The organism is Celeribacter marinus (assembly GCF_965656515.1).
GTDB lineage: Bacteria > Pseudomonadota > Alphaproteobacteria > Rhodobacterales > Rhodobacteraceae > Celeribacter > Celeribacter marinus_D.
The window spans coordinates 44418-57861 of sequence record NZ_CBFHKW010000007.1; the positions used below are offsets into that span (position 1 = coordinate 44418).

Annotated in this window: 11 protein-coding genes and 1 pseudogene; 9 read left to right on the forward strand and 3 right to left on the reverse strand. The window is 57.6% G+C overall.

Annotated elements, in window-relative coordinates; genetic code table 11:
* The 8 genes and pseudogenes from ACTG34_RS03060 to recN all read left to right on the forward strand — a co-directional run.
* Window positions 1–146 (forward strand): annotated as a pseudogene (locus tag ACTG34_RS03060) (UDP-N-acetylmuramate dehydrogenase); the annotation flags it as partial.
* A 169-nt stretch (window positions 147–315) separates the two neighbouring features.
* Entirely contained in the window at window positions 316–1233 is a 918-nt protein-coding gene (locus tag ACTG34_RS03065) for a D-alanine--D-alanine ligase (RefSeq protein WP_439103556.1), read from the forward strand.
* The gene (locus tag ACTG34_RS03070) at window positions 1221–2228 is read left to right on the forward strand and encodes a cell division protein FtsQ/DivIB (protein WP_439103557.1); all 1008 of its coding nucleotides are present in this window, start codon (window positions 1221–1223) and stop codon (window positions 2226–2228) included. The genes ACTG34_RS03065 and ACTG34_RS03070 overlap by 13 nt, the downstream gene beginning before the upstream one ends.
* Window positions 2225–3556, forward strand: coding sequence for a cell division protein FtsA (ftsA, locus tag ACTG34_RS03075; RefSeq protein WP_439103558.1), 1332 nt, complete (start codon window positions 2225–2227; stop codon window positions 3554–3556). The genes ACTG34_RS03070 and ftsA overlap by 4 nt, the downstream gene beginning before the upstream one ends.
* A gap of 430 nt (window positions 3557–3986) precedes the next feature.
* A complete protein-coding gene (gene ftsZ, locus ACTG34_RS03080; RefSeq protein ID WP_439103559.1) occupies window positions 3987–5603 on the forward strand; it encodes a cell division protein FtsZ in 1617 nt (538 codons plus the stop codon).
* A 297-nt stretch (window positions 5604–5900) separates the two neighbouring features.
* Window positions 5901–6836, forward strand: coding sequence for a UDP-3-O-acyl-N-acetylglucosamine deacetylase (gene lpxC, locus ACTG34_RS03085; RefSeq protein WP_439103560.1), 936 nt, complete (start codon window positions 5901–5903; stop codon window positions 6834–6836).
* Between the two features lie 170 nt (window positions 6837–7006).
* Entirely contained in the window at window positions 7007–7858 is an 852-nt protein-coding gene (locus tag ACTG34_RS03090) for an outer membrane protein assembly factor BamD (RefSeq protein WP_062215946.1), read from the forward strand.
* A gap of 19 nt (window positions 7859–7877) precedes the next feature.
* Window positions 7878–9530, forward strand: a complete 1653-nt coding sequence (recN, locus tag ACTG34_RS03095; protein ID WP_439103561.1) for a DNA repair protein RecN — start codon at window positions 7878–7880, stop codon at window positions 9528–9530.
* Between the two features lie 7 nt (window positions 9531–9537).
* On the opposite strand, the gene ACTG34_RS03100 is transcribed toward recN, so the two are convergent.
* Window positions 9538–10905: an FAD-binding oxidoreductase gene (locus ACTG34_RS03100; protein WP_439103562.1), complete on the reverse strand. Its 1368-nt coding sequence runs from the start codon at window positions 10903–10905 to the stop codon at window positions 9538–9540.
* Between the two features lie 104 nt (window positions 10906–11009).
* On the opposite strand from ACTG34_RS03100, the gene ACTG34_RS03105 reads away from it, so the two are divergent.
* On the forward strand, window positions 11010–12695 hold the full coding sequence (locus tag ACTG34_RS03105) for a chloride channel protein (protein WP_439103563.1): 1686 nt from the start codon (window positions 11010–11012) through the stop codon (window positions 12693–12695).
* A gap of 81 nt (window positions 12696–12776) precedes the next feature.
* On the opposite strand, the gene ACTG34_RS03110 is transcribed toward ACTG34_RS03105, so the two are convergent.
* Together ACTG34_RS03110 and ACTG34_RS03115 are read right to left on the reverse strand one after the other, a co-directional pair.
* Complete coding sequence (locus ACTG34_RS03110; RefSeq protein WP_062215941.1) at window positions 12777–13121, reverse strand: DUF427 domain-containing protein; 345 nt, start codon at window positions 13119–13121, stop codon at window positions 12777–12779.
* Between the two features lie 72 nt (window positions 13122–13193).
* A partial coding sequence (locus ACTG34_RS03115) for a M24 family metallopeptidase C-terminal domain-containing protein (protein WP_439103564.1) occupies window positions 13194–13444 on the reverse strand: 251 nt, incomplete at its 5' end.

The following is a 13444-nucleotide window of genomic DNA, read 5'->3' on the forward strand; positions in this document are numbered from 1 at the left end:
CGGCCACGGCGCATGATTTGGAAGCTTTGGGCGAAGATGTCCGAAAAAAAGTGTTCCAAAATTCGGGACTTACGTTAGAGTGGGAAATTATGCGTGTCGGTGAGTTTGACGGGGAGCCAATTCCCGCAGGTCTTCCCGAGGCGTAACCTGCAAAGCCCCGTTTATAAGGGGCATGCGGACGGGGGCTGAGCAGCTTCCATATTGCGATGAGCCTTTGGGCTAAGACTGGCGTGCCAATGTGTGCGTCACTATGGAGTCTCGCGACTTCGAAATGAGAATGAGGGCCAAACAATTGGCTCCGAACATGAGGCTTTGGTGGGTATGTCGAGCAGGCAATCCCCGAAAGTAGCGGTATTGATGGGTGGCCCAAGCGCAGAGCGCGAGGTGTCACTGTCGTCTGGGCGTGGATGCGCCGCCGCACTGAGGGACGAAGGATTTGATGTGGTAGAGATTGATGCGGGCGATGATGTCGCCGCGCGTCTCTTGGCCGCGTGCCCCGATGTCGTGTTTAACGCTCTGCATGGGCGCTACGGCGAAGATGGCTGTATCCAAGGTCTGCTTGAATGGCTCAAACTTCCCTATACGCATTCTGGCGTTCTGTCGTCTGCCTTGGCGATGGACAAAGAAAAGACCAAAGAGATTTACCGTGCGGTTGGACTTCCTGTCGCCGAAAGCCGTTTGGCCACGCGCACCGAGGTTGAGGCGGGCCATGTAATGGCGCCTCCCTACGTGGTGAAGCCTTATAATGAGGGCTCGTCTGTGGGGGTCTATATTGTCCATGAGGGCAGCAACGCGCCCCGCATGGCCGACGATATGCCCGCTGTTGTGATGGTCGAGGCCTTTGCTCCGGGACGTGAGTTGACGTGCACTGTGATGGGCGAACGCGCCTTGTGCGTGACCGACATCATTGTCGATGGGTGGTATGATTTTGACGCGAAATACACCGCCGGTGGGTCGCGCCATGTCTGCCCCGCTGATATTCCCGCCGATATTACCGCCGCTTGTCAGGACTATGCCCTGCGTGCGCACGCCGCACTCGGGTGTCGTGGTGTCTCGCGCACCGATTTTCGCTGGGACGAGGCCAAGGGCGTTGCGGGTCTGATCTTGTTGGAAACCAACACGCAACCAGGCATGACGCCCACCTCGCTGTCGCCCGAACAGGCCCAAGAGGCTGGATTGAGCTATGGCCAGTTTGTCACGTGGATGGTGGAGGATGCGTCATGCAACCGATGAACAGCGGCCAGTTTCGCCCCGCACCCTTGCCGCCTACCACCGCGCGCCGCGCTGTTGATGGAGGCTCCGCATTGGTGTCCGAGGCCGTGGCGCGTGTGATGGGCGGGCGCAGCAAAGGTGCTGATGCGCCTGCGTTGCCGCGTGATCCTGCGCCATCGCGCACCGCCTACCGGATGAGCCGCCTCTGGCTCACCCCGTCTTTTCGGTTTTTTATGCGCCGTATGGCTCCGGTGTTGGGTGTCGCGGCTTGTGTGGCCTTGTGGTTCGCGGATGCCGATCACCGTCAAACTTTCGCGGACAACTACGGTGCGATCAAGCGCGAGGTACAAAACCGTCCTGAATTTATGGTCAAACTGATGGCCGTAGACGGTGTGTCGGACGGCTTGGCGCAAGCCGTGCGCGACGTTGCGCATGTTGAATTCCCCATCTCGTCTTTCGAGCTTGATCTCGCGGGGATGATGGAACGGATCGAAGAGTTGGATGCTGTCGCCGATGTCGGTTTGCGTGTGCGCGCGGGCGGTATTTTGCAGGTCGATGTCACAGAGCGGGTGCCAGCATTTGTGTGGCGCGGTCCAAACGGACTTGAGCTGTTGGATCACGCTGGTCACCGCGTGGCACAAATCGATAGCCGCCTTGAGTTTCCGAACCTGCCCCTCGTGGCGGGCGAGGGCGCGAATATGATGATCAAGGAGGCCGCGTCCATTCTACGTGTGTCCGGTCCGATTTTGCCGCGCCTGCGTGGCCTGATACGGATTGGCGAGCGGCGTTGGGACATTGTGCTGGATCACGGCCAAACAATTCTACTTCCCGAACAAAACCCGATCGGCGCTTTGGCGCAGGTGATTGCGCTTGACCAAGCCCAAGACCTTTTGGATCGCGATGTAACCCATGTGGACCTGCGCAACCCGTCGCGGCCCACCTTACGACTGACCGAGATCGCGCATGATGATATGCGAAAGATCAAAGGTTTAGAACTTGGAGTGTCCTTTCAATGACTGACCTTTATGCCGCCCAACGTGCCATGCGTAATATGCGAAATGCCGCGCTTCAGCGCGGGGTTGTGGCCATCCTCGATGTGGGCACGTCCAAGATTGCGTGTCTTGTGTTGCGCTTTGACGGGGATCGGTTCGCGGGCTCCGAAGGGGTCGGATCCATGGCGGGGCAATCGTCCTTTCGCGTCATAGGGGCGGCGACAACGCGTTCTCGCGGCGTGCGCTTTGGCGAAATTGACGCCATGTCCGAAACCGAACGCGCCATTCGCACTGCGGTGCAAGCGGCGCAGAAAATGGCCCAAACCCGCGTTGATCACGTCATCGCGTGTTTCTCGGGCGGCGCACCGCGCTCCTACGGGCTTGATGGTCAGGTCGAGGTGGACGGCAACATCGTCTCCGAACAAGATGTCGCGCGTGTTCTGGCAGCCTGTGATCACCCTGATTACGGCGCGCACCGCGAGGTATTGCACGCGCAGCCTGTGAATTTTGCGCTAGATCATCGTTCTGGTTTGGGTGACCCGCGTGGCCAGATTGGCCAAACGCTTGCGTGCGATATGCATATGCTTACTGTTGACAGCGCCACCATTCAAAACCTGCTCTATTGCATTAAGCGTTGTGATCTCGAAGTGGCGGGTCTTGCGTCTGGTGCTTATGTGTCAGGCATCTCGGCGTTGGTTGAGGACGAACAAGAGCTTGGCGCGGCCTGTGTTGATCTTGGCGGCGGGTCAACCGATGTGTCGATCTTCATGAAAAAACACATGATCTATGCGGATAGCGTGCGGATGGGTGGTGAGCATGTCACCTCCGATATTGCGATGGGTCTACAAATTCCCACGACCACGGCGGAGCGGATCAAGACATTCTACGGCGGGGTACATGCCACGGGCATGGATGACCGCGAAATGATCGAAGTGGGGGGGGATAGCGGCGATTGGGACAAAGACCGCCGCACTGTGTCTCGTTCTGACCTTATTGCCATTATGCGCCCGCGGGTTGAGGAAATCCTCGAAGGGGTGCGTGAGCGTCTGGATGCTGCGGGTTTTGAGCACCTACCGTCACAGCAGATCGTGTTGACGGGTGGCGGGAGCCAAATCCCAGGCCTTGAAACCCTCGCGCCGAAAATTCTGGGCCAGCAGGTGCGCATCGGGCGTCCATTGCGTGTGCAAGGCTTGCCACAAGCCGCCACTGGCGCAGCCTTTGCCTCCGCTGTTGGGTTGTGCCTGTTTGCTGCGCATCCGCAAGACGAATGGTGGGATTTTGAGGTGCCGGTTGATAGCTATCCCGCGCGCTCTCTCAAACGCGCTGTGCGGTGGTTCAAAGAAAACTGGTGAGTTCGCTATAAAAGGGCGGTTCACACGGCTGATTTTGCCTGTTAGTCTAGTGCAAACGGCGGGTGCAACGACACCTATATAACAAGACGGCACCGAGCAGTGCCCCCACATTTAGGACCAACGTTAAGGTTGTGATCTGTATTGCACGCACGCCCCTGTGGCGGCGCAGGGATTTTTGCGCGCTAATTGTGGTATTTGTTGACCTTAGGGCTGCCTAAATCTCGTGTCGTGCGCAAAATCCCGCCTAAAATTGCAATATAGCCCCCATATTTTGTGTTCAAACTGTGTTTTTTGGGTGACGCGGCAAGCGAAATCGACTAAGTTTAGAGCGGAAAAGGTTAACTATGCCCCGATTCAGGGGTGGGGATATTCATTTCGTGACGTTGGCAAAAGCATCGGCGCACGACAACAATAAAGCAGGCGGTAGATCATGGCTTTGAATCTCACGATGCCCGAGCGGGACGACTTGAAACCTAAAATTACGGTGTTTGGAGTCGGCGGTGCCGGTGGCAATGCGGTCAACAACATGATCGAAAAAGCGCTTGAGGGCGTTGAGTTCGTTGTGGCGAATACGGACGCGCAAGCGCTGTCGCATTCTAAATCCACGGCGAAAATCCAGATGGGCGTCAAGGTCACCGAAGGATTGGGCGCAGGTGCGCGTGCATCCGTTGGTGCTGCCGCCGCTGAGGAAAGCATTGAAACCATTGTTGACCATCTTGCGGGTGCTCACATGTGTTTCATCACCGCCGGTATGGGGGGTGGCACGGGCACAGGTGCCGCGCCGATCATTGCTCAGGCCGCACGTGAGCTTGGCGTTTTGACCGTTGGTGTTGTGACCAAGCCATTCCAGTTTGAGGGTGCCAAGCGCATGCGTCAGGCCGAAGAGGGCGTGGAGCAGCTACAAAAGATGGTCGATACCCTGATCATCATCCCCAACCAGAACCTGTTCCGTCTGGCCAATGAAAAAACAACATTTACCGAAGCCTTCTCCATGGCCGACGATGTTCTGTATCAGGGCGTTAAAGGTGTGACGGACCTTATGGTTCGCCCCGGCCTGATCAACCTCGACTTTGCCGATGTGCGCGCTGTCATGGACGAAATGGGCAAAGCCATGATGGGCACAGGCGAAGCATCGGGCGAAGATCGCGCGATCCAAGCTGCCGAAAAAGCTATTGCCAACCCGCTGTTGGACGAAATCTCGCTCAAAGGCGCACGTGGCGTTCTTATCAACATCACCGGCGGTGCCGACCTTACTTTGTTCGAATTGGACGAGGCGGCGAACCGTATTCGCGAAGAGGTCGATCCAGACGCAAACATCATTGTTGGATCCACGATGGACCCAACCCTCGAAGGGGCGATGCGCGTGTCCGTTGTTGCCACTGGTATCGACGCCAACACCAATCTGGCCGAAACACCTGTTCCGCGCCGCCGTTTGTCCGAGCCACTTGCGCCACAAGTCGAGGTTGAGGCTCCTGCGGCCGCCGCGCCCGTTGAGGCCCCTGTTGCCGCTCAGGCTCCTGTTCAGCCCAGCTTTGATGTGTTCGAGCCTCAGTCGTCCTATGAGCCGCACACCCATGTTGCGGATGCCTCCGACGATCTGCCTGCGCCCGCGTATCAGCCAGCTCCTGCGCAGCCCGCAGCGCATGCGCCGGTTCATCAGCAGCCACAATATGACCATGCTGCCGAGGCCTATGTTGCGCCACAGGCTGCGCCAGCCGGAAGCCCTGCGCCCGAAACACTTGCACGGTTGCAAGCCGCCGTGTCGCGTCAGCCCGCACCACAAGCACGCCAAGCCGCACCAGAGCCCGAGCAAAAGCAGGGTCGGTTCGGGATCAACTCCTTGATTGGTCGGATGACAGGTCACGGCGCAGAAGAGCAGGCCCGTCCTGCGGCTCCTCAGCCACACGCGCAGCAGCCGCGTTTTGGCGCGGCGCCACAGCGTCAGCCACACGCGCAAACACATCAAGGCTACGATGAGGACCAAGAGGTCGCAGCGGAACAAGATAAAATCGAAATTCCCGCGTTCTTGCGTCGTCAGGCGAACTGATAGTGGAGTGATTTCTGCCTCGATCGTTCGCATAACGTTGGGTCATAATCACGGATAAATTAGTATTGAAAAGGTCCGCTGTTGCGGGCCTTTTTCTTTACCAATCAAGACCTTGCCGCGCTGCGGAAATCTTTTGGGCTGTTTTCCGCGTGCCGTGGATGTCGACTGTTACAAACCGTTACAATCTGTGTGTTGAGGCGGTTAGCGGCCCACTGTAAATTGCTGGTTAATACAAAGCGGGCGCTGACTTGCGCGGCCCGCAGACCGCCAAAACGACCCCTAGATCAGAGGCACGCAGTGCAAATAACGCTCGTTAAACCAGTGATATTCGATGGAGTGGGACTTCATTCCGGTGCGCCTGTGCGCATGGTGGTATCGCCTGCGCGGGTGAATGCGGGCATTACGTTTGTGCGTTCTGATGTGGATGCGGATGTTGCGGATGATCGTGCCAGCGAAATTGCGGCGCGGTGGGACCACGTTGTGCCTTCGCAGTTATGTACATTGATGCGCAATGAGGACGGCGTGACGCTCTCCACGGTTGAGCATATTATGGCGGCATTGGCGGGACTGGGCGTCAATAATGCGATTGTATCGGTTGATGGTCCTGAGGTTCCGATCCTTGATGGTTCTGCTGCGCCCTTTGTCGAAAAGCTGTTGTCCTGTGGCCTCGCGCAACAAGATGGACCGGCTCGGGTGCTCAAGGTGTTGAAACCGGTTGTGATCGAACAGGGGGACGCGGTTGCGCGTTTGGAGCCCGCGGACACGATGGAAATCGATTTTCACATCGACTTTGATGATGCCGCGATTGGCGTTCAGGGCAAGCGGTTGAGCATGGCCAATGGCGCATTCGTGCGCGAATTGTCCGATTGCCGCACCTTTTGTCGCAAGTCCGATGTGGATATGATGCGCCAAAATGGGCTGGCTTTGGGCGGTACGTTTGAAAACGCTGTTGTCGTGGATGGTGACGCGGTTCTAAGTCCGGGCGGTCTGCGCCGTGACGATGAACCTGTACGCCACAAAATGCTAGACGCGCTTGGTGATTTGTATCTTGCGGGTGCGCCTGTTTTAGGTCGCTATGTTGGTCAAAAGGCCGGTCATGCGATGACGAATGCGCTATTGCGTAAGTTGTTTGCGACCAAGGGCGCGTGGGCCTTTGTGACTGTGGATGCAAAAACCGCCGCTCGTTTGCCAGGTGCGGGTGTGACCCGCTCTGATCTGGCTGTTTGCGCCTAATCTCTCCTGATTTTTGATGATCGACCTTTGCGTGGCGCACAAACATCGCGCCATACCGCGTATGTGACATAATTTCCGCGCAAAGACATTTTGCACGGAAATTTTCTGTGCTAGGAAGCAAGGTAAGCCCTGTAAAAAGGGTTGGTGAATTGGCAAGGGTAGGACCTTTCATGGCGGCAAAAACGCATCGCAGTCTGAAAGTTGGGCTAAAACTGGGGTTGGGCGTGTCTTTCGCACTTCTGCTTTCGGCCTGTGGCAACCGCGCCCCCGAGCGTGATCTTGAGGGCTATCCGGCCGACGAGATTTACAAACGTGCTGAATATGAAATCAGTCAAAATGATTTTGGCGATGCGGCGCGCTATTTCTCCGAAGTCGAACGCCTCTATCCCTATTCCGATTGGGCCAAGCGCGCGTTGATCATGCAGGCGTTTTCCTACCACCGTGATCGCGACTACGAGAATGCACGAGTGTCCGCACAGCGGTATATGGATTTCTACCCTGCTGATGAGGATGCCGCTTACGCGCAATACCTTCTTGCGCTGTCCTATTATGACCAGATCGACGATGTTGGCCGCGACCAAGGTTTGACCTTTCAGGCGCTCAATGCGCTGCGTGTTGTGATCGAGCAATATCCAGATAGCGAATATGCGCGCTCCGCAGTTTTGAAGTTTGATTTGGCGTTTGATCACCTCGCCGCCAAAGAGATGGAAATCGGGCGCTATTACCTCAAGCGCAAGCATTATACCTCCGCTGCCAACCGGTTCCGTGTGGTTGTCGAGCAATTCCAGACGACACAGCACACGCCAGAGGCATTGCACCGTTTGGTGGAAAGCTATCTGTCGCTCGGGTTCACGCAAGAGGCACAGACAGCAGCCGCAATTTTGGGCCACAACTATCGCTCAACCCAGTGGTATGAAGACAGCTACAAGTTATTGTCTGGTAAAGGGCTTGAGGAAAAAGCGTTTGAAAACAACTGGCTTGGTGCTGTGTATCGTCAAATGATCCGCGGCGAATGGCTCTAACACTGCACGTGGGTTTCCCATGCTGAGGCACCTCGATATTCGTGACATGTTGATTATTGACCGCTTGGAGCTTGCCTTCCAACCGGGTCTTAACGTGTTGACGGGCGAGACGGGCGCGGGCAAATCCATCTTGCTGGATAGTCTCGGGTTCGTCCTTGGCTGGCGTGGGCGCGCGGATTTGGTGCGCGCGGGGGCGCAGCAAGGCGAGGTGACGGCGGTGTTCGAACTGCCGCGCGGTCACGATGCCGAAGAGATTTTGGCCGAACTTGATATCGAGGCCGAGGACGGTGAATTGATCTTGCGCCGGATCAATGCTCAAGACGGACGTAAAACGGCATGGGTCAATGATCGCCGTGTTTCTGGCGAAATGCTACGCCGTTTGTCGAATGTCTTGGTCGAACTGCACGGCCAGCATGACGATCGCGGGTTGCTCAATCCACGCGGCCACCGTGTGCTCCTCGACGAATTTGGCAATCTGGGCGACCGCCTGACCGCGACCCGTAGTGCGTGGAAGACACTCAGCCTTGCCCAAAAAGACCTCGCAACGGCACGCGCTAAACAGGCGGCGCTCAAGGACGAAGAAGAGTTCTTGCGCCACGCCGTGGGCGAGCTTGATACACTTGACCCGCAAGCGGGCGAGGAGGCCGTTCTTGATGCCGAGCGCCGCCGGATGCAGCAGGCCGAAAAGATTGCCGTAGATGTCGCCAAAGCCCATCAGGCCATGTCCTATGACGGGGGTGAGGGGCAATTGGTCGACGCGCTCAAATGGCTTGAGGGCGCGGCAGAAAAGGCCGATGGCGCGCTTGATGAGGCAATCGATGCCTTAGGGCGTGCGCTCAATGAATTGGGCGAGGCACAAGGCGGCGTTGAGGACGCAATCGAAGGTTTGCGGTTCAATCCGCATGAGTTGGAAGGTGTCGAAGAGCGGCTATTTGCCATTCGCGGTTTGGCCCGAAAGCACGGGATTGCCGCCGATGAGCTTGGCCCCTTTGCCGATGGGCTACGTGATAAACTTGCCGCCCTTGACGGCGGGGTTGAGGATATTGCGCGACTGGAGGCCGATGTAGCCAAGGCGCAGTCTGTCTATGATGCGGCGGCGGCGGATTTGACGGCGGCGCGTGTTGCGGCGGCGGCGCGGCTGGACGGACAAATGAGCGATGAATTGGCCCCCCTCAAAATGGAGCGGGCGGTGTTCACCACGGATGTCACGCAAAGTGACGCGGGGCCGGATGGTCGCGATATCGTCGCGTTTACAGTGGCCACCAACCCCGGTGCACCGGCAGGCCCGCTCAATAAAATCGCATCTGGCGGTGAGTTGTCGCGCTTTCTCTTGGCGCTCAAGGTCTGTTTGACGCGTGATCAAACCGGTGTGACGATGATCTTCGACGAGATTGATAGGGGCGTTGGCGGGGCGACGGCCGATGCGGTAGGGCGCCGCCTCAAGGCGCTTGCGGGGGAGGGACAGGTTCTGGTCGTCACCCACTCCCCACAGGTGGCCGCATTGGGCGGGCATCATTGGCGTGTGGCCAAACGCGTCGAGAACGAGGTGACCTTGTCCGAAGTGACGCCGATGATCGGTGATGACCGTGTGATGGAGGTCGCGCGGATGTTGTCGGGTGATACGATTACTGAGGCGGCACGCGAAGCCGCCAAATCGCTGTTGGAAATGTAACACGCCCTTATGGGACCAGCTTGCCAGGGTTCATGAGGTTGCGGGGGTCCATGGCGGATTTGAGCGCGCCCATAACGCTCCATGCCGCCCCGTGTTCGGCCGGCATCAAACCCTTTTTCCCCATCCCGATCCCATGTTCTCCGGTGATTGTACCGCCCATGGCCAATGCGCGCTCTGCCATGCGCCCCGCAAGGCGTTTGGCCTCGCGCAGATCCGCGTCATTTGTGTCTTCAATCAATAAGATCGCATGAAAATTGCCATCTCCAACGTGGCCCAAGATCGGCCCGTCAAGCGGAGAGGCGGCAATGTCGGCGGCCGTTTCCTCGACCGCTTGGGCGAGCTTTGAAATTGGCACGCAAATGTCGGTTACAACGGCTTTACAGCCGGGTTTGAGGGCTAGACAGGCATAGTAGGCATTGTGGCGCATGGTCCAAAGCGCGTTGCGCTCCTCGGTCTTGCTGGCCCATTCAAAGTCCGATCCGCCAAAGTCGCGCACGATGTCGCCAAAAGTCTCCACTTGGTCAGTGACACTCACCTGCGAGCCGTGGAACTCAACAAATAGATGCGGGCGCGCGGGAAAATTTGCGCCCGAGTAGGCATTTACAGCCTGAACGCTGACCACATCGAGAAACTCGATCCGCGCCATTGGTAACCCGTATTGGATGGTCGCAATGACGGCATTGACGGCTGCATCCAGATCATCGAAGGCACAGACAGCGGCGCTAATGGCTTCGGGTTGGCCATACAGGCGCAACGACAACTCGGTCACGAGGCCAAGGGTGCCTTCGGAGCCGACAAATAGCGCTGTGAGATCGTAGCCTGCGGAGGATTTGCGCGCGCGCGATCCGGTTTCAATGATGGTCCCGTCTGCCAAGACGACGCTAAGGCCAATCACATTGTCGCGCATTGTGCCGTAGCGCACGGCGGAGGTGCCCGAGGCCCGCGTCATAGCCATGCCACCAATAGAGGCGTTTGCGCCCGGATCGACGGGAAACATCAGACCGGTTGCGCGCAAGTCGGTGTTGAGTTGTTCGCGTGTCACACCGGGCTGTACCCGACAATCCATATCGGCATCATTGACCTCTAAAACGCGGTTCATGCGGCTAAAGTCGACGACAAGCCCGCCATGAATGGCCAAAGTCTGCCCTTCAAGTGACGTGCCCGCCCCCCATGCGACCACAGGAATAGCGTGCGCATAACACACTTTCATCATGGCCGAGACCTCTTGGGTCGTCTCGGGATAGGCGACGGCGTCTGGCGGCGTGTGGGAAAACCACGTCTCGGATCGGCCATGAACATCAAGATCGGACTTGGAACGGGTCACGCGACCTTCTAGAACGGTGGAAAGTGCGTCGAATGCGATGTCTGGGATCATGGTTGTCTCTATAAACACGGAATGATGACTGCGCGACCATAGTAGAAGCGCCACGAGGGTGAAAGCCGTTGTGGCACGAAAGGATGAGAGAGCCGTAAATTCGGATGTCAGAGGACAAACCCTCATACCCGCAAACGGCCTTGCGCGATATGCGCGACGCCATTGCAAAGGCCCTCGCGGTTATGCGTGCCAAGGGGCCGAGCCAAATCCAGTTTTGGTTCATTGCTCTGTTGATTGGTATTGCATCCGGCTTTGCCGCGCTTCTTTTTCGAAAAGGTATCAATTGGTTACAAGGTGCAATTTACGGCACCGAAGATCTGTCCCAATTACATAGTTTTGCCAGTGATCTGCCGTGGTATTGGGTGTTGAGTGTGCCGGTCATGGGCGGTCTGGTGGTCGGTGTGATCCTCAATTGGTTCACTCCTGACGGGCGTGTACGCTCTGTTGCCGATGTGATCGAGGGGGCGGCGCTGAATGAGGGTCGTGTGGAGCGGCGTGCAGGTTGGGCGTCCGCTGCGGCCTCTTTGGTGACGCTCTCTACGGGTGGTTCGACGGGGCGCGAGGGGCCGGTCGTACACCTTGCCGCAGTGATCTCGACGTGGGTGTCCAATCGGCTGCACGCCAATGGCGTCACAGGGCGAGATCTTTTGGGCTGTGCCGTGGCTGCGGCGGTATCCGCCTCCTTTAATGCACCGATTGCGGGCACGCTCTTTGCGCTTGAGGTTGTGCTACGCCACTTTGCTGTGCACGCGTTCGCACCGATTGCCATCGCGGCCGCAGCGGGGACAGTGATCAACCGCCTTGAATTTGGCGATGTGACCGAGTTCACGCTTGTGGCTGAAGGGGCGTTGACCTTTTACGTCGAGCTTCCCGCGTTTTTATTGCTTGGGCTCGTGTGTGGTCTCGTCGCAGCGATGATGATGCGGGCGATCTTTATGGCAGATGACTTTGGGACATGGGCGCAGGCGCGTTTGGGGATTCCGCCTCTGTTTCGTCCGGCGATTGCAGGGCTAATGCTGGGGCTCTTGGCGATCGCGTTTCCTCACATTATTGGCGTGGGCTATGAGACAACGTCGATGGCCCTCACGGGTCAGCTTTTGTTGTGGCAAGCGATTGTATTCACTGTGCTCAAGGTTATGGCTGTCGCAATCACAATGGCCGGACGGATGGGCGGCGGGGTGTTTTCGCCCGCATTGATGGTTGGGGCGCTGACAGGCTTGTCATTCGGCCTGATCGCCACTTCGATATTCCCCGACATTTCCGGTACTGCCACGCTTTATGCGCTTGCGGGCATGGGGGCGGTGGCGGCGGCGGTGTTGGGCGCGCCGATTTCCACCACGTTGATCGTGTTCGAGCTTACAGGCGACTGGCAGACGGGATTGGCCGTGATGGTCGCGGTGTCGCTTTCAACCGCGTTGGCCTCGCGTTTGGTGGATCGCTCGTTCTTTTTGACGCTGTTGGAGCGGCGCGGTGTTCATCTGGCGGCAGGGCCACAGGCGTATTTATTGGCAACCGTGCGTGTGCATCAATGTTACCGCAAATCCGATGCCCCACGGGCTGCACCCGAGGACGCGTGCCGCGAGTTGATCAATCAAGGGATCTACGTGTCGCCCAATGCCACCTTGGAAAAGGTGATGCCGATGTTTGATCAACACAATCTGGTGTTTATTCCCGTGGTGACATTGCGCGAGGAGCTTGGTCCCGACCTTCATGGGGCGGTATTCCAAGTGGATGCGCTGCGCAAATTCAATGCCGCCCTTGCGGCCACGGCCGCCGAAGAGCATTCATAAACTTGTCCATCTGGGGCCACGCCAAACACAAAACGCGCCCCAAACGGGACGCGTCTATCTCAGTCGCAATAAGTGGTCGCCTCAGAGCTGCTCAACGGCGGCTTTTTGCGGATAGAATGCGATGTGGTCTTTGATTTCGGCCACAAGGTCTTTGGGGTCCTCATAGGACCACCCCGCATCAGCGATCACTACGGATTTGGTGTGGATCGAATAATAAGTCGCTTCGCCTTTGTAGGGGCATGACGAACGGGTGTCGGTGGCTTCCAAAAAGGCCATGCCCAAATCGGCGCGCGGGAAATAGATGACGGGCGGCATGTTGCCCTCGTTCAGTTCAAGCGCGTTGGTGGTTTCCCCCAACACGGCACCGCCCGCGCGTACAACCCAAGTGCCAATAGCCTTGCGAATTTTTATATGGTCGTCGCCCATGGTGTCTCCTCTGTCCACGTCTCTCATACCGTCTATAGCAGTGATTGTCTCAACACGCTATGCTGCACCGCGTCAAAGTGGAGCTACCGCTTGTCGCAGCCAGTCTTTCGCGGCATCACTTAACCGAGGTGCCAGTTTGTCCCACACCTCTTGGTGATAATCATCGAGCCAATCGCGCTCCCATGGGGCCAATTCGTCGGCAAGGATGAGGGAGCGATCAATCGGAACATACGTCAGCGTTTCAAAATCGAGCATATCGCGCGCATCTGCGCCTGCAGGCATCTGTGCCGCACGAACAACAATCAGGTTTTCGGTTCGAATAC

What these genes read in the sequence shown, in the direction of transcription:
- ACTG34_RS03070 (WP_439103557.1), top strand. Translation starts at nt 1,221, where the DNA reads ATGCAACCGATGAACAGCGGCCAGTTTCGCCCCGCACCCTTGCCGCCT.
- ftsA (WP_439103558.1), top strand. Translation starts at nt 2,225, where the DNA reads ATGACTGACCTTTATGCCGCCCAACGTGCCATGCGTAATATGCGAAAT.
- ftsZ (WP_439103559.1), top strand. Translation starts at nt 3,987, where the DNA reads ATGGCTTTGAATCTCACGATGCCCGAGCGGGACGACTTGAAACCTAAA.
- ACTG34_RS03090 (WP_062215946.1), top strand. Translation starts at nt 7,007, where the DNA reads ATGGCGGCAAAAACGCATCGCAGTCTGAAAGTTGGGCTAAAACTGGGG.
- recN (WP_439103561.1), top strand. Translation starts at nt 7,878, where the DNA reads ATGCTGAGGCACCTCGATATTCGTGACATGTTGATTATTGACCGCTTG.
- ACTG34_RS03100 (WP_439103562.1), bottom strand. Translation starts at nt 10,905, where the DNA reads ATGATCCCAGACATCGCATTCGACGCACTTTCCACCGTTCTAGAAGGT.
- ACTG34_RS03105 (WP_439103563.1), top strand. Translation starts at nt 11,010, where the DNA reads ATGTCAGAGGACAAACCCTCATACCCGCAAACGGCCTTGCGCGATATG.
- ACTG34_RS03110 (WP_062215941.1), bottom strand. Translation starts at nt 13,121, where the DNA reads ATGGGCGACGACCATATAAAAATTCGCAAGGCTATTGGCACTTGGGTT.